Origin of the sequence: Bacillus capparidis (assembly GCF_017832095.1) — a bacterium.
In the GTDB taxonomy this organism is placed as follows: Bacteria; Bacillota; Bacilli; order Bacillales; family Bacillaceae; genus Bacillus; species Bacillus gobiensis.
Window position 1 is genome coordinate 1,353,478 of record NZ_JAFDST010000001.1, and the last position, 15,464, is coordinate 1,368,941.

Consider the following 15,464-nt stretch of genomic DNA (forward strand, 5'->3'; position numbering starts at 1 on the left):
ATTATACTAGACTCGCCTAAGAGGTTTCAATTTTATTTTGTCTCTCATTAAAGAGAACAGCTTATCTCGATGGATGTGTGATCCTATTGCTTCTTTCGCTTTTCTTGTTTTCCTCATCCTCTGTTAGGACACTTGAGGTTTGTGTTTGTTTCAATTTCGCAGAAAGTACTTTTATTTCCTTCTTTAGTTTGGCAATTTGTATAATTCCTACTGCAGCCATAATGACAGCACCCATTAGCACCGATACCAAAATCACAAGTATCAGCGGCCATTCCGATGTTCCAAACAGATAATCCACCTGAACTGGCTCCACATTTATGACTGCAAAAATAGCAACTAGTAAAGTGAAAATCAAAGCTAAAATAATTGCCCATTGTCTGTTCATATGTATACCCTCCTTTGAACCTGTATACCGGCTATATTCCCTCATACAACTCCATTTTAAACTTTTTTGAAAAAAGAAACCCCTTCTATAGAGCCAGAAGGGGGTTCGATTATTAATTGGTCAGTTTTTCACGAATCAGCTTTTTCAATTCTTTTCGTTCTCCGGAGATGACAAGAGTATCTCCTTCGTTAATGACTGTTTCAGGACCTGGACTCAGAATTTTTTTCTGGTCTTTTTTGACGATAGCGATAATTGTCACTCCATAGTTCTGTCTGACATCTAGATCTCCGATTGTTTTATGAACAGCATCCGACTGCTTCTCTACTTTAAACCATTCAATAATCAGCTCATCAATCGCAACTTCGACTTGTTCCAGTGCTTTAGGCTTATATACAAGACCGCCAAGAATCGCCGATATTTGTCTAGCTTCGGTATCATTAAACGTTACAGTAGACGTGCATTCTTCGCGATCTTCATCATTGAAATGATAGATTTCTCTTCTGCCATCATCATGAATTACGATAGCAATTTTATCATCGCTTCTTGTTTCTATTTCAATTTTTTGGCCAATTCCCGGAAGTTCAGATTCTCTGACTTTCATTGCTAAATACCTCCTGACCCAACAAGGATCTATAGTTACATACTTTCTTACAGTTATATTACAGTGATCAAACGTAGACATTATAGCAAATGAACTATTCCAGTTCAATTATAACCGTGAAATTTTTTATCCTAGTAAAATCATACGTCACTCACTCTCTTTTGATACACTTTATGTACACCTAGTTGTCAAAATATACGTATGTTTGCGCTTTCATTAAGAGTTTATAGAAAGACTGCCCGAATATCTTGAGGCAGTCTTTCATACATTCTTTTACACTTCTTCTGCTTTCGGCTCTTTACTATTTACATTTTTCAATTCTTTACCTTTCCAAACGAGCCATAGCTGTGCAGCAATATACAGGGAAGAATATACCCCGGTTAAGAGCCCGATCAGTAACGCAAGTGAGAAATTCAAGATTGATGCGGAACCGAAAATAATCATCGCAATTACAACAATAATGACTGTCAACACGGTATTAATTGACCGTGTAAATGTTTGTTGAATACTAAGATTAACAATATACGCTAATTCATCAAATGTTTTCGGCTTCCGCTTTCTCATATGCTCCCGGATACGGTCAAAAGTAACGATCGTATCATTTATCGAATATCCGACCACAGTCAATATTGCTGCGATAAAGTTGATATCTACTTCCAGCCGGGTGAAGCTAAACAGTGCAATCATGATAAATACATCGTGAAGCATCGCGACAATAGTCGCTATTCCCATTTTATATTCAAATCGAAATGAGACGTACAAGATAATTCCCAATGCAGCAATGCCGACCGCATACAATGCGTTTCTCGCCAGCTCGTTCCCGACAGTAGGAGAAACTGTGCTAATACTCGGATCGACCCCGTATTTATCGCTGAAATAATCTTTAATCTCAGCTATTTTTTGTTGATCCGGAACGCCGACAAAACGGGCGACACCTGTCTCTTTCCGATCTCCGGACAACACGATCGATTCCGGATCCATATCTACGTTCGTAAAATCTTCCTCCAGCTGTTCAACAGTTAATGGTTGTTTTCCCTGGACTTCTATTCTCGCTCCGCTGGAAAAATCGATTCCCAAATTCAATCGGAATACTGAGAGAATGACGATTCCTGCGGCAAACAAAAGGACCGACAAGGTGAAAAACCACTTTCGCTTGCTGATGAAGTCCCATTTTTCAAACGGAGTTTTCGGTTCTGTCTGTTCATTTGTCTGGCGTATATCCAAGATGTCTTTTTTCCTTACGCCAAACCAGCCCTTCTTGCGATCAAGCCATCTGCTTTCTACTAATAAAGATAAGAGAAACCTGGACAGAAATACAGCTGTGATAAAGCTTGTCAGAATGGATAAGATCAGCATGGTCGCAAAGCCTTTGACAGAGCTTGTACCAAATATAAACAGAACCATTCCGGCAATAATTGTGGTGATATTCGCATCAAAAATCGTTGCAAATGATCGCCTGTTCCCCGATCTGAATGCCGAACGCACCGATTTACCAAGCTTCAGCTCTTCTTTTATCCGTTCATAGGTGATGATATTGGCATCGACTGCCATCCCGACTCCGAGAATAAGTGCCGCAATTCCCGGCAAGGTCAAAACAGCATTCATCCAATCGAAAACCTGTAAAGTGATATAAATATAAGTAATTAACGTTATGATCGCAATAATGCCTGGCAGCCGATAATAGAACAGCATAAAGATAAAAATAGCGGCAATCCCGACGATCCCTGCAAATACTGTTTCATTAAGGGCCTGTTCGCCAAATTGAGCTCCAACCGAGGTTGAATATACTTCGTTTAATTTCACAGGAAGCGCCCCGGCATTTAATACATTTGCAAGGTCCTTCGCTTCTTGAATCGTAAAGTTTCCTTCAATTGTCACGTCTGTCGTATTAAGAACTTGATTGACATTAGGGGAAGAAATAAATTTAGGCTCTGCTTTTTTTGCTTCCTCTTCAAATGAGTCGCCTTCTTTGTAATCCAGCCAAATGACGAGTTGATTATTCGGCTTCATATCAAGGACATTTTTTGTAACTTCAGCAAATTTAGAAGCATCTTTCAGCTTAATACTTACAATCGGTTCGTTTGTGTTCGGCTGAAATGTCTGCTTTGCCCCGTTTTCAACAAGATCTGATCCGTCTAACAGCGATTTGTTCTTCGTATCTCGAAAAGAAAGCTGCGCCTGGGTGGATAAAATTTCACGCGCCCTGTTTTGATTATCAACACCCGCCAGCTGAACACGGATTCGGTTGTTTCCTTCAATTTGAATATTTGGCTCACTGACACCTAATGCATTTGCCCGCCTGTTTAGCGCTTCAACTGTACTGACTAAAGCCTCATGGTTAATTTTTGATCCTTCATTCGCCGGCTGTACATCATACAGCACTTCAAATCCGCCTTGTAAATCTAATCCCAGTGTAATGTTATCTGAAGCAGGCTTGGTGAAGTATCCAACACAGCTTCCAATTACTAGTACTGCCAGAAAAAACGCAAGTAAGCGCCCTTTTTTCATTATGTATTTCCTCCTTAGTGCCTTTTAAGGGAACTATACGCCTACTTTAAAAGATCCTCTAATACTTGTGAACCTTCTTCACTCTCAAACCAATTTGACGTTTTAAAAGATTCTACTGTCGCATAGTTCATATATTCGCCGATTTTTACTGACAAAATGGAGTCGGCGAGAGCATGAATTTGTGGTTCCTGCATTTTTCTCCACTTTTTCTCAATTAAGTATGACCATAGACTTCCCAGTTCTACATCATCGTAGCCCAGAATTTTAAATTCTTCAAGCTTGCTGTACAGAAAAGGCCTGAGATGATCTTTATAGAGTTCAGCCGGATGCTTATCTATCGCTTCCACTCTCCTTCCTTTTCTAAAAGAGACTTGTCATGCTTGGACACTAATAGCGCATATCCTATTGTATATGATTAATTGTCGTTTGAGAAGGCAGGGGGATGAAATTAATGGTAAGGCAAACATTTTTAAAAGGGACAATTATACTGATTGCAGCTGGTTTGATTACGAGAGTTCTCGGATTTTTAAATCGGCTCGTAATGGCCAGGTTTATTGGTGAGGAGGGTGTTGGGTTGTTTATGATGGCTGCCCCGACGTTATTTTTGGCAGCCACCATTACGCAATTCGGACTTCCTGTCGCCATTAGCAAAATGGTAGCTGAATCAGAAGCAAAAGGCGATCATAAAAAAACACGAAATATATTGGTAATTTCACTAAGTGTGACTGGAATATTAAGTCTTATATTCACACCTTTGCTTTTGTTTTTTGCCCCCCTTATGGCTGAAACCTTATTCACAGACCGAAGGACACTTTATCCACTGCTCGCTGTCACCCCTGTTGTCCCGATTATTGCGATTTCCGCTGTTCTCAGAGGCTATTTTCAAGGGAAACAGAATATGAGCCCACTTGCCATCTCCCAAGTCCTTGAACAAATCGTGAGAATATCGCTCGTTGCGGTTTGTACGGCAGCGTTTCTCCCGTATGGCATTGAATACGCCGCCGCAGGAGCGATGATATCGGCTGTTTTAGGAGAGTTCGTATCACTTGGCTATTTGCTGATTGCTTTTAAGTGGAATCAAACAATCCGGGTACGAAAAAAATTTTTCAAAACAGTAATAGAAGCAAGAGGTTCTTTAAAGCCGTTGATGTCTATCGCTGTTCCGACAACAGGGAGCAGATTTATCGGGAACTTATCGTGGTTTTTTGAGCCGATTGTCGTAGCACAAAGCCTCGCCCTCGCAGGAGTTGCCACTGCAAGCGCCACCGCACAGTACGGTGAGCTTGCGGGTTATGCTTTGCCCCTGCTCGCGCTTCCTAGCTTTATTACGTATTCTCTTTCAACAGCTTTAGTTCCGGCAATCAGTGAAGGTATGGCACAAAAAAAACTTCAAGTGGTTGATTACCGTCTGAGCCAAGCATTCCGGCTATGCTTATTAAGCGGGGGATTGTCCGTTATTATTCTGTTTTGCTTTGCTGAACCCTTGCTTACAATTATGTACGGATCGGATCGCGCCGCCATATATGTCAAAGTAATGGCACCTTTTTTTCTCCTATACTATTTTCAAGGTCCTCTTCAGGCTGTCTTGCAAGCTCTCAACCTGGCAGGAGCCGCAATGATCAACAGCCTTATAGGAGCTTTCGTCAAAACCGGACTCATATTTGTCCTCGCTGCCCGGCCGTCACTGGGAATTATGGGCGCCGCACTTGCCATTGTAATCGGCATGACTCTTGTTACATTTTTGCATATTGCAACCGTATTTAAAGTACTTCCAATCAGCATAAATGTGAAAGAATATGTACTATGTTTTTTCACGATTGCTCTTACGGGAGTGTCAGCCAAGTTGATGATGGAACGATTGCACCCGTTTTCGTCTCCCACAGAAAACTTATTGCTTTGGATCATCCTGACAACGTTCATTTACTTTGTTTTCTTGCTGCTGTTTCAACTCGTAAAAAAAGAAGAGCTAAAACGCATCCCTATGATTGGAAGATGGGTATCCTGATACTCCCACAGCTAAAGCAGTGGGGTTCTGATTCCATTGCCTTTCATATAACCTATCTTCCATCTTTTTCGTCAATGTATAACTCCCCGCCTTGATAGCTGCAAAAAGAAATCTGCGAAGGAGTTGTATACCCTTTTTCCATTAATTTATCTCTCAACCACCCTTCATCTTTGCCAATTTGCTGTAAGTGATTCGTTTGAATAATGCCATCGATCACTAGAGGCACTTCTATTATATTGTTTTCTCCGTCTTTCCCTTTTTTTAAAACCGTTAGCTTTCCTGACGGTTCCAATATGGCATAGGAAACGTCTGATACCTTTTCGACTTCATTTTCCCTTAATTGAATCATTAAATCATCAAAATTATACCGCTGCTTTCTCATCGCATGCTCGTCGATTTCACCTCGATCAATGATGATCGTTGGCTTGCCATCCAATACTTGCCGTAGCTTTTGGCTTTTCAGAGATAAATAAGCAAGTGAAATCTGTATTGCCATTAAAAGGACAATAGGTACAATGGTTTGTAGTATATTAGCTTTTAGATCCTCAATTCCTAATACAGCAATTTCTGCGATCATTATAAATACGACTAAATCTAATATGCTTAATTCACCTATTTCTCTTTTGCCCATCAAACGAAAAACAATCAATATGACAATATATAGCAATACCGTCCGAAAGGCTACCAACAAAATCTCATGCATACTTGTCTAGTCCTCCCCGTCATGCTCGTCCCCTTAGATTACTCATTTTCTTGAATTTTTATGTGAAGTCCATGAAAACTTCTTCTATTTAAGGTGGACAAAGAATACATATGGAAAGAAGGACAACATTTATATCAACGCCTGACAAGTACGGGTTAAGGAGTGAAAAAAATGACAGAAACTAAGCAGGTGGGAAGAGGGATTGTTTACGGCCTCATCACCATTTTTGCGCTCATGTTGATTTCAAGCCTCATTCTATCTTTGTTGCTAACCTTTACGTCTTTGAGAGAGCCGTCCATGAATTGGATCGTCACCGCTCTTTCTTTTATTACTATATTTATCGGGGGCATTGTTTCAGCAGGGAAAGCAAAGGAACGAGGATGGCTCATAGGGGCAATCACTGCTATTTCCTATACGTTAATTCTTTTGCTTTTTCAATATTTAGGGTTTGGAAAAGGAATTTCGTTAGAGCAAGGCTATTACCATGCCGGATTTCTTTTGACTTGTATGCTCGGAGGGATTTTCGGAGTCAATTTATTTGGCAGCCGATCCAAATAATTATAGTAACCAAGCTATTACTTGCAGGGCAGCTTATTCGCATTAAAAAAGGAGAGCACGCATGCTCTCCTTTTTAGCTATAGCTATGTATCCGAAACTCCCGCGGTTATTCAGCAGGAGCTTCCTTGATAGCGCGTCGGTCAAATGTAAGGCGTGTATTTTCATTCACTTTAATGACAACCTTGCTCTCATCAAGTGAATCAACGACGCCGTGCAAACCTCCAATAGTTACTACTTTATCTCCTTTTTTCAATTCCTCCTGCATTTGTCGTACAGCCTTCTGCTGTTTTTGCTGAGGACGAATTAAAAGAAAATAAAGAACAGCAAACATAAGGACTATCGGTAGTATTGTTGTTAAGATATTTCCGTCCACGAATTTCACCCCTTTCTAATCTCTATTTTCGCTCATCTTCTACCTCTATTGTTAGAAGCTTTTGGCATTCGGAAGATTAAAGCCGTAGCTTTCGAAAAATTCTCCTCGGAAATCCTGTAAGCGATCTTGGCGTATGGCTTCTCGAACCTGCCCCATTAATTCTAACAGAAAATGCAGATTATGATAAGAAGTTAATCGTATTCCAAACGTTTCGTTGCAGCGAAGCAAATGGCGGACATATGCTCTAGAATAATTTCTGCAAGTATAGCAGCCGCATTCTTCGTCAATCGGGCGAAAATCCCGTTCATACTTGGCGTTTTTCACGACCAAACGCCCTTTGCTCGTCATTAAGGTTCCATTTCTGGCAATCCGTGTCGGCAGTACACAATCAAACATGTCTACGCCGCGGATCGCACCGTCAATCAGGGAATCAGGAGATCCTACTCCCATGAGGTAGCGCGGCTTATGATCTGGAAGAAGCGGAACAGTAAAATCAAGCACCCTGTTCATGACATCCTTCGGTTCGCCAACAGAGAGCCCGCCTATGGCATATCCAGGAAAGTCTAAAGAAATTAAATCACTAGCACTTTGCTTTCTGAGATCTTCATACTCTCCGCCTTGAACAATCCCAAATAATCCTTGCTCATCAGGCCTTTGATGAGCAGCGAGGCACCTTTCTGCCCAACGGCTCGTTCGTTCTACCGATCTTTTCATATATTTGTGCTCAGCAGGATACGGAGGGCATTCATCAAATGCCATCATTATATCGGAACCAAGCGCATTTTGAATGTCCATTGCTTTCTCAGGTGATAAAAAGAGCTTGTCTCCGTTTAAATGATTTCTAAAATGGACACCTTCTTCTTCGATTTTCCGGAATTCGCTCAGAGAAAAAACCTGAAATCCGCCTGAATCCGTAAGAATCGCCCTGTCCCAGTTCATAAACTTGTGAAGGCCGCCTGCTTCTTTTACGATGTCATGGCCTGGACGTAACCATAAATGGTACGTGTTGCTTAAAATGATGCCTGCTCCCATTTCTTTCAAATCTTCAGGAGCCATGGTTTTTACAGTGGCAAGCGTTCCAACCGGCATAAATGCAGGCGTATCAAATGATCCATGGGGAGTATGGACCTTTCCGAGCCTGGCACCGGTTTGTTTGCATGTTTTTATCAATTCATAACGTATGGGCAGCGTCAATTTGGCGTGCCTCCTTCTATCTTATTTAATCAGCATTGCATCTCCAAAGCTAAAGAAACGATATTCATTTCGAACTGCTTCTTCGTACGCATGCAAGATGTTTTCTCTAGTTGCTAATGCACTTACCAACATGATCAATGAAGATTTTGGCAAATGGAAATTTGTAATCATAGCATCGATTGCCTGAAAAGTATAACCGGGATAAATGAAAATAGATGTCCACCCACTGGATGCCTCAAATCGGCCATCATAGTTTTGGGCGATCGTTTCCATTGTCCGTGTAGAGGTCGTCCCTACTGCAACGATCCGCCCCCCCTCTTTTTTCACGCGATTTAAGAGTTCTGCGGTTTCTGTATTCATTTCGTAAAATTCTGCGTGCATTTCGTGCGCTTCAATGTCATCTGCATTGACAGGCCTAAACGTTCCTAAACCGACGTGAAGCGTAATATACGCAACGTAAACTCCCTTTTCTTCCAGATCTGTTAAAATTTCTTCAGTAAAATGCAGGCCTGCAGTCGGTGCGGCTGCGGAACCAGCTTCCTTTGAATAAACGGTCTGATACCGTTCCTTATCGCCAAGCTGCTCTTTAATGTATGGCGGAAGCGGCATTTCCCCAAGTGATTCCAGCACCTCATAAAAAATCCCTTGATAGCTGAATCGCAAAATCCTTCCGCCGTGATCCTTTTCACCGATACATTCAGCCGTCAATCTTCCGTCACCGAAGGATAATTTCGTTCCTATTTTCACCCGCCTTGCCGGCTTAGCCAGCGTTTCCCACGTATCATTTTCTTCCTGTTTTAATAGAAGAACTTCAACATTTCCGCCTGTTTCCGGCTTATGCCCATGCAGTCTTGCTGGAAGCACCCTTGTGTTATTTAATACGAGACAATCCCCCGGCTTAAAGAAGCTTGTGATTTCTTTAAATGCAGAGTGAGTGATTTCTCCTGTTTTTTTATCAAGGACCATCAATCGTGAAGCGTCCCTTTCTTGCAGGGGCACTTGTGCGATTAAATGCTCCGGAAGGTCAAAATCAAATAAATTTACTTTCATACGTCCACCTTATTCTTTATTTAAATCTGCCGAAAATCGAAAAGATAATCGTTAAGAGAATACTAATCACTATACAGGTGACAACTGGAAAAAAGAAGGTGAAATTCCCCCGTTTCACCAAAATATCTCCGGGAAGCTTGCCAATGAATTGCATAAAAAAACCGATAGCCAAAAGAACTGCACCAAGAATCATTAAAATCTTAGGAAATTCAGTCATACTTAGGGACCTCCATTTGAAAATGCTCATACACAAGCGGAGTAATCACCCGTCCCCGGGGAGTTCGCTGAATAAACCCTATCTGCAGCAAATATGGCTCGTATACATCTTCAATCGTATGCGATTCTTCACCGATTGTTGCAGAAATGGTATCAATGCCAACCGGTCCGCCTCTAAATTTTTCAATCATCGCTAATAGAAGCTTATGGTCTACATCATCTAGTCCGAGCCTGTCTACCTGAAGCCGTTCTAAGGCATCTTTGGCAATTTCTTCGCTAATGCAGCTGTTTCCCAGCACCTGGGCAAAATCCCGCACTCTTTTAAGCAAACGATTTGCGATTCGCGGGGTTCCTCTTGATCTTCTGGCAATTTCAAAAGCTGCTGATTTCTCAATCGTAATTTCAAACAAATCAGAAGTTCTCATGACTATATCGGAAAGATCTCCCTGATTATAATACTCAAGCCGCGATAAAACACCAAATCTGTCTCGCAAAGGAGCTGTTAATAACCCCACCCTCGTCGTTGCACCGACAAGAGTGAACGGGGGAAGATCCAATCTTACAGATCTGGCAGACGGGCCCTTTCCTATGACAATATCGAGACAAAAATCTTCCATTGCGGGATACAGCACCTCTTCGATTGAACGATGGAGGCGGTGAATTTCATCAATAAACAGAACATCCCCAGGCTCAAGAGCTGTTAGAATCGCTGCTAAATCTCCCGGCCTTTCGATTGCAGGTCCTGAAGTTGTCCGAATTTCGACGCCCATTTCATTGGCGACAATCGCAGCTAGCGTCGTCTTTCCCAATCCGGGCGGACCGTAGAGAAGGACGTGATCGAGCGCTTCTTCACGCATCTTTGCTGCATCAATAAAAATACGGAGGTTGTCTTTTACTTTTTCCTGACCTATGTATTGATTAAGATTACGGGGTCTTAAGCTTTGTTCAAAAACGGATTCATGGCTGTCTGCTTCACTTGATACTAGACGTTCATCCATGATATCACCCTATTTCAATAGTTTTTTTAGCGCTATTTTAACGTACTGATCGGTGCTCAATGCGGCTTCTTCCTTTAAATGAGGGAGAACTTTATGAATCTCTCGATCTGCATATCCGAGTACCCTCAGCGCCTCCAAAGCTTCATCTATGGAAGCTTCACTCTGAGCTTGCTTCTCGTGCTCCTCATGGGTAAACAAATCAGTTGATATAGCAGGAGCAACGTCTGACAGCTTCCCTTTTAAATCAAGAATGATTTGTCTGGCTGTTTTTTTTCCGACTCCGGGAAACTTGACTAAAAATGCTTCATCTTCATTTTCAATTGCTGAAACAACCGCGTCCGGATCCCCGCTTGCCAGGATTGCTAATGCTCCTTTTGGTCCAATTCCTGTGACATTCAAAAGCTTGGTAAAAAGAATTTTCTCTTCCCTCATTTGAAAGCCGTACAGGGCAAATACATCCTCACGGACATGGTGGTACGTATAAATCGTGACCTGCATTTCCTTCTTATAAATAAACGGATTGGGTGTATAGATTTGATACCCGATTCCGCCGTTATCAATCACAACATACTGCGGCGATACAAAATCAATTGTACCTCTGACAAATTCAATCACTCGTTCATTCACCTCTTTGACTGTTCTCCATTGTACCATAAAACCAGTCTAAATGAATGAAAAGTTAACATATGTTCGTAGTTCCATTGAACCTAGCTTGCGTAAAGCTTATACTGATTCATGACCTGCAGAAATTCTTTTTTCGAACGAAATGGGATTCCCATTTTCAGCTTATTCTCGATATGGCTTTCCAGTCTTCCAGTGTCCACTTGAAAAAACAGCTGAATCGGTATTTTTACAGAATCTGGACGTCCGTGAAACGTTGATATAATCCCGTCACCAGTCAAGCCAATATAGCCATTCAGTTTGCTTAAAGGGGAAATATCATCGATCTGTTTACGAAAAATAACGAAACCTTCCCGCTGTTCTGCCAATGAATATCCTTCATATTCCGCCCAAAAATCTTCCATTGCCCAAATGGTTTCTTTGTACTTTTCTATGTTGACGTCCCCATCCAAATATACATTCTCCACTTGTACAGTTATCGTTAAAGGCTTTGTTCTGTTTAAAATTTGAGTGTTGCCGGTTGTTGCAAGTCCAGCTTCAGAAAAAAATCCAAAAATGGCTAAGCAAAATATTGCTGCAGCGCATCTTATTACGATCGTTTTCACCATCTACACCTCTTTTATTCTTAACTTACTTGTAGTTTGACCTACAAAAGGATAGAATAATCCTCCTCAGAGCTTTATTTTGTGCATCACAGGTGAGATTCTGATACACTTTAAGTCACAAAAACTGTAGATTGTATGTGTTTTCATAGACATCATGGCTTCGTTCCCACATATACTAGGCAGTGAGACAAGTAAAGTAGGTGAAATGTTTGACGGCCGCAAAAAAACTTTCTTCCTTGGTTGAATACAACACTAAAAAACGAAAAAACAAGCTCGTTTCAATGCCCCCTGAACTCGTATTGGCGGGCAAGGGCAGAAGCGCTTATGTTTTTAAATATAATGAAGCATCTGAAGTAAAAGCTTTGAAAGTATTTTTTCCTGAATATGAGGAAATTGCCAAAAGGGAAGCAAGCATATATCAATTGCTTTCCGGATCGAAGTATTATCCAAAGCTGTATGAATCAGGTCCTTCCTACCTGGTGATTGATTATATTGAAGGGCATACTTTTTTTGAATGCCTCTTAAAAGGGGTGCCGATTAGCGATGAAATGATCAATGAAGTAGACGCAGCTCTTCAAGAAGCAAGAAAAACAGGATTGAACCCTTCTGACATTCACTTGCGAAATTTAATTGTAACGAAAGACAAGGAAATAAAAGTAATTGATGTTGCAAGATTTACGCAAACCAAATCAGATACACAATGGGAGGACTTAAAGAAGGCCTATTACAGTTTGTATAAACACCCGCTATTCCCCAAAAAAATATCAAGAATCTGGCTTGAAATCATTGCTTACCTCTATAAAAAAAAATGGATTCAGTTTAATAGGAAGAAGAAAAAAAGGATTACGAATGAATAGACAGAGGTTAACCGTTTGGATTATTTCTTTTTTAGCATCCGTTAAATAAAGTGAAACTTCAATCAGTGAGGGTTTCGACTGCTAGTGAAGACGCCCGCACAGGACGCCTGAGCTTTTAGCCTTCGTACATTCGTCCCCCACTGATTGTTAGTTGAACGGGCAGTTATTCCCCACCTAGAATTGCTCGTTTACACTTAAAAACCTTAAGGTGGGGGTCTTACTTGCCGTTAATACGGGATAAAAAAGCAGTGAATTTCCCAACTGAAACTTCACTGCTTTTTTACATGCTGTTTTGTCCCAAGCTTAATTTTCCATATTGTGATACACTTCTTGAACATCATCGTCGTCTTCAAGAACATCGATCAGTTTTTCCACTTTTTCTGAATCTGCTTCATCGACTTCAGTGTAGGTTTGCGGGATCATTGTGATTTCTGCTGAGTCAAGAGAATACTCGTTTTTTTCCAGTGTGTGTTTTACTTGCTCAAATTGCTCCGCCTCGGTATATATTTCAAAGGATTCGTCACTCGTTTCCAGCTCTTCGGCTCCTGCTTCAATCACTTCAAGCATCAATTCATCCTCGTCAACATTAAGCCCTTTTCGTTCAATCGCCAAATATCCTTTCCGTTCAAACATGTAAGCGACACAGCCGCTTTCGCCAAGACTGCCGCCATTCTTATTAAATGCCGTTCGGACATTGGTTGCTGTTCGATTTTTATTGTCAGTTAAGCACTTTACCATAACTGCTACACCTGACGGGCCATAACCCTCGTAGGTTATTTCTTCATAGCTGTTATTGTCCTTACTTCCATCGGCTTTTTTGATCGCTCTTTCTATATTGTCATTCGGCATATTAGACTGTTTTGCTTTATCTATCACTAAGCGAAGGCTTGCATTGGACTCCGGATCTGTACCGGCTGTTTTTGCCGCAACATAAATTTCCTTGGCAAGCTTCATAAAGATTTTCCCACGCTTGCTATCTTGAGCATTTTTTCGCTTCTGAATATTCTTCCACTTGGAATGCCCAGCCATAAGTACTCAACTCCTTTAATCTAATTGCTGTACAATGATAACATATGTAATGAATTTCATCGTCAATTTTGATAAAGGTAAGTGGTTCATCATTATTTCCTCGGGTATCTTAATTGGATAACTAGAGAGAAGATAATCATTTGAAGGAAAGGTAGAGATTGGACTGGGACCAAATCTTTTTGTTTTGATTAAACTTTTAATAACCGGTGTAAACGTTATGAAAACTGCCTATTAAAGGCAGTTTTCATGTTTTATCGCGAGCTGGCGTTGTCGCCATTGATGTTTCGCATTCTTGTAAAGGTACCAGGGTCATTGTTGATTTGAACGGTTCGATTATCAGCATATTTGCTAACGATTTGCTCGATTTGGTTTTTTCTTGCTTGTGTTAATGCTTCATCGGTACGGACAGACACAAAAATCGTTGCATCAGTTACCAAGACTGCTGCGTTGTCAATATTGTTCTTCCGGTTGAGCTCATCCGTTATTTTACCGGATAGTTCTTTATTTTCTTTTTTTTCGCCACCGTAGCCTGTATTCATTATATGATTATGATAATTCATGTCTCCTCTGCTGTATTCCCCACGATTATCATTCACGCCGATCGGCTGTTCTCTAATATTTCCGGTTCGTTCATCAACATTCCTCGCACCGCCATTTGTCATTCCATCTATCAATTCTGCAAATGGACCCTGATTATCCATACCGTCGCGATTGTTATTGGCGTCATTTGAATAATACCCCACCCGCTGTGTACCATTGTCGTACGCGTTGTTTAAGCCATTGTCTTGGGCTCCGCATGCGCTTAACGTCGTTAGGGAAAAAACGAGGCCTGTCAGCTTGAAAAATTTATGCTCCAAATGAGATCCCTCCGGAAACAATAAATTGTTTGAGCAAACTGCTCAAAAATTAGGTTTCCCGAAGCCGGTATCTTTACCCTTGTCATATACCGGGAAATATACTTTTGTGCTATAGATTATGGGGCAAACCAAACGGTCAACAAAAAAAGGCGACATTTATCGCCCTTTGCTTTTAGCTGTCATCTTCTTCCGGACGGTTAAACATTTCATTGGACTGAGGCTGATACTGTTCCGGTGAAACTCCCGGCTGATTCGGATAGTTCGCTGGTGAGACTCCGTATGGAGCATTTTGAGGTCCTGCCGGCCAGCCAAAATGAGGCTGCACGCCCGGATATCCAAATGGTGGATGTTTAGGACCACATCCGCAATCATCGTCTTCTACTCCGCCAACAAAAGGCTCATTAGGCATATTTTCTCCTGCCGGCATATTTGCTTGTGCTCCCATCACCTGTGGATGGAATCCGCTTCCCGGCAATACAGGTGAAACTGGGTAATAGCAAGGAAAACATGGGACTGGCGGATAAGGGGCTGCAAAAGCTGGTGCCGTAAATTGAGGTGCATGCGGCACATTTGGATAAGCAGCGTTTTCTACGTTTTCATGAGGGATATTATCGTATTCATCATCCTCGTATTCCGGTGACACAAATCCGGGATGCGGTTGATTTGGATCAAAGCCGTACGGAAATACCGGATAGTGAGGATATGGGCATGGCAATCCTGAGCCTGGTAATACCGGGCTTATTGGGACAAAGTGTTGAGGCTGGTACGCACCTGCTACGTTCGGCTGTCCGTGATATGGATTTTCTGATGCACCTGCTACGTTCGGCTGTCCGTGATATGGATTTTCTGATGCACCTGCTACGTTCGGCTGTCCGTGATATGGATTTTCTGATGCACCTGCTAC

The 15,464-nt window shown here is 41.5% G+C and carries 17 protein-coding genes and 1 pseudogene; 3 read left to right on the forward strand and 15 right to left on the reverse strand.

Features of this window, described 5'->3' with window-relative positions:
* Positions 1–61 precede the first annotated feature (61 nt).
* From JOC74_RS06955 to comN, 4 genes are all read right to left on the reverse strand, one after another.
* Positions 62–385, reverse strand: a complete 324-nt coding sequence (locus JOC74_RS06955) for a LapA family protein (RefSeq protein ID WP_053603593.1) — start codon at positions 383–385, stop codon at positions 62–64.
* 112 nt (positions 386–497) lie between these two features.
* Entirely contained in the window at positions 498–986 is a 489-nt protein-coding gene (locus JOC74_RS06960; protein ID WP_053603594.1) for a cation:proton antiporter regulatory subunit, read from the reverse strand.
* Positions 987–1,259: 273 nt separating this feature from the next.
* A complete protein-coding gene (gene secDF, locus JOC74_RS06965) occupies positions 1,260–3,494 on the reverse strand; it encodes a protein translocase subunit SecDF (RefSeq protein WP_053603595.1) in 2,235 nt (744 codons plus the stop codon).
* Between the two features lie 41 nt (positions 3,495–3,535).
* Positions 3,536–3,832 (reverse strand): post-transcriptional regulator ComN, encoded by a 297-nt coding sequence (gene comN, locus JOC74_RS06970; protein ID WP_053606054.1) that lies wholly within the window; start codon positions 3,830–3,832, stop codon positions 3,536–3,538.
* A gap of 113 nt (positions 3,833–3,945) precedes the next feature.
* On the opposite strand from comN, the gene spoVB reads away from it, so the two are divergent.
* On the forward strand, positions 3,946–5,499 hold the full coding sequence (gene spoVB / locus JOC74_RS06975; protein ID WP_053603596.1) for a stage V sporulation protein B: 1,554 nt from the start codon (positions 3,946–3,948) through the stop codon (positions 5,497–5,499).
* Positions 5,500–5,551: 52 nt separating this feature from the next.
* Here the strand turns inward: spoVB and JOC74_RS06980 are convergent, their stop codons facing one another.
* A complete protein-coding gene (locus JOC74_RS06980; RefSeq protein WP_053603597.1) occupies positions 5,552–6,202 on the reverse strand; it encodes a DUF421 domain-containing protein in 651 nt (216 codons plus the stop codon).
* A gap of 171 nt (positions 6,203–6,373) precedes the next feature.
* Between JOC74_RS06980 and JOC74_RS06985 the strand changes: the two genes are divergently transcribed.
* Positions 6,374–6,760 (forward strand): TIGR04086 family membrane protein, encoded by a 387-nt coding sequence (locus JOC74_RS06985; RefSeq protein WP_053603598.1) that lies wholly within the window; start codon positions 6,374–6,376, stop codon positions 6,758–6,760.
* 106 nt (positions 6,761–6,866) lie between these two features.
* Here JOC74_RS06985 and yajC read toward each other — a convergent pair whose 3' ends face one another.
* The 7 genes from yajC to JOC74_RS07020 form a co-directional block, all read right to left on the reverse strand.
* Entirely contained in the window at positions 6,867–7,121 is a 255-nt protein-coding gene (gene yajC / locus JOC74_RS06990) for a preprotein translocase subunit YajC (RefSeq protein WP_264080186.1), read from the reverse strand.
* A 63-nt stretch (positions 7,122–7,184) separates the two neighbouring features.
* Positions 7,185–8,327 carry a tRNA guanosine(34) transglycosylase Tgt gene (gene tgt, locus JOC74_RS06995; protein WP_376773341.1) on the reverse strand — a complete coding sequence of 381 codons (1,143 nt, stop codon included), beginning with the start codon at positions 8,325–8,327 and terminating at the stop codon, positions 7,185–7,187.
* Positions 8,328–8,348: 21 nt separating this feature from the next.
* A complete protein-coding gene (gene queA / locus JOC74_RS07000) occupies positions 8,349–9,377 on the reverse strand; it encodes a tRNA preQ1(34) S-adenosylmethionine ribosyltransferase-isomerase QueA (protein ID WP_053603599.1) in 1,029 nt (342 codons plus the stop codon).
* A 16-nt stretch (positions 9,378–9,393) separates the two neighbouring features.
* The gene (locus tag JOC74_RS07005; RefSeq protein WP_053603600.1) at positions 9,394–9,594 is read right to left on the reverse strand and encodes a DUF2905 domain-containing protein; all 201 of its coding nucleotides are present in this window, start codon (positions 9,592–9,594) and stop codon (positions 9,394–9,396) included.
* Positions 9,587–10,591: a Holliday junction branch migration DNA helicase RuvB gene (gene ruvB, locus JOC74_RS07010; protein ID WP_053603601.1), complete on the reverse strand. Its 1,005-nt coding sequence runs from the start codon at positions 10,589–10,591 to the stop codon at positions 9,587–9,589. Before ruvB ends, JOC74_RS07005 begins: the two co-directional genes overlap by 8 nt.
* A 9-nt stretch (positions 10,592–10,600) precedes the next feature.
* On the reverse strand, positions 10,601–11,206 hold the full coding sequence (gene ruvA, locus JOC74_RS07015; protein ID WP_053603602.1) for a Holliday junction branch migration protein RuvA: 606 nt from the start codon (positions 11,204–11,206) through the stop codon (positions 10,601–10,603).
* A 92-nt stretch (positions 11,207–11,298) separates the two neighbouring features.
* The gene (locus JOC74_RS07020) at positions 11,299–11,820 is read right to left on the reverse strand and encodes an intercompartmental signaling factor BofC (RefSeq protein ID WP_053603603.1); all 522 of its coding nucleotides are present in this window, start codon (positions 11,818–11,820) and stop codon (positions 11,299–11,301) included.
* A gap of 206 nt (positions 11,821–12,026) precedes the next feature.
* On the opposite strand from JOC74_RS07020, the gene JOC74_RS07025 reads away from it, so the two are divergent.
* Positions 12,027–12,674, forward strand: a complete 648-nt coding sequence (locus JOC74_RS07025) for a protein kinase family protein (protein ID WP_211086096.1) — start codon at positions 12,027–12,029, stop codon at positions 12,672–12,674.
* 303 nt (positions 12,675–12,977) lie between these two features.
* Here the strand turns inward: JOC74_RS07025 and JOC74_RS07030 are convergent, their stop codons facing one another.
* The 3 genes and pseudogenes from JOC74_RS07030 to JOC74_RS07040 form a co-directional block, all read right to left on the reverse strand.
* Entirely contained in the window at positions 12,978–13,703 is a 726-nt protein-coding gene (locus JOC74_RS07030) for a YebC/PmpR family DNA-binding transcriptional regulator (protein ID WP_053603605.1), read from the reverse strand.
* Positions 13,704–13,954: 251 nt separating this feature from the next.
* On the reverse strand, positions 13,955–14,560 hold the full coding sequence (locus JOC74_RS07035; protein ID WP_053603606.1) for a YhcN/YlaJ family sporulation lipoprotein: 606 nt from the start codon (positions 14,558–14,560) through the stop codon (positions 13,955–13,957).
* A gap of 172 nt (positions 14,561–14,732) precedes the next feature.
* Positions 14,733–15,464, reverse strand: a pseudogene (locus JOC74_RS07040) (hypothetical protein); the annotation flags it as partial.

What these genes read in the sequence shown, in the direction of transcription:
- ruvB (WP_053603601.1), bottom strand. Translation starts at nt 10,591, where the DNA reads ATGGATGAACGTCTAGTATCAAGTGAAGCAGACAGCCATGAATCCGTT.
- JOC74_RS07030 (WP_053603605.1), bottom strand. Translation starts at nt 13,703, where the DNA reads ATGGCTGGGCATTCCAAGTGGAAGAATATTCAGAAGCGAAAAAATGCT.
- JOC74_RS06980 (WP_053603597.1), bottom strand. Translation starts at nt 6,202, where the DNA reads ATGCATGAGATTTTGTTGGTAGCCTTTCGGACGGTATTGCTATATATT.
- queA (WP_053603599.1), bottom strand. Translation starts at nt 9,377, where the DNA reads ATGAAAGTAAATTTATTTGATTTTGACCTTCCGGAGCATTTAATCGCA.
- JOC74_RS06955 (WP_053603593.1), bottom strand. Translation starts at nt 385, where the DNA reads ATGAACAGACAATGGGCAATTATTTTAGCTTTGATTTTCACTTTACTA.
- JOC74_RS06985 (WP_053603598.1), top strand. Translation starts at nt 6,374, where the DNA reads ATGACAGAAACTAAGCAGGTGGGAAGAGGGATTGTTTACGGCCTCATC.
- secDF (WP_053603595.1), bottom strand. Translation starts at nt 3,494, where the DNA reads ATGAAAAAAGGGCGCTTACTTGCGTTTTTTCTGGCAGTACTAGTAATT.
- JOC74_RS07005 (WP_053603600.1), bottom strand. Translation starts at nt 9,594, where the DNA reads ATGACTGAATTTCCTAAGATTTTAATGATTCTTGGTGCAGTTCTTTTG.
- JOC74_RS06960 (WP_053603594.1), bottom strand. Translation starts at nt 986, where the DNA reads ATGAAAGTCAGAGAATCTGAACTTCCGGGAATTGGCCAAAAAATTGAA.
- spoVB (WP_053603596.1), top strand. Translation starts at nt 3,946, where the DNA reads ATGGTAAGGCAAACATTTTTAAAAGGGACAATTATACTGATTGCAGCT.
- JOC74_RS07020 (WP_053603603.1), bottom strand. Translation starts at nt 11,820, where the DNA reads ATGGTGAAAACGATCGTAATAAGATGCGCTGCAGCAATATTTTGCTTA.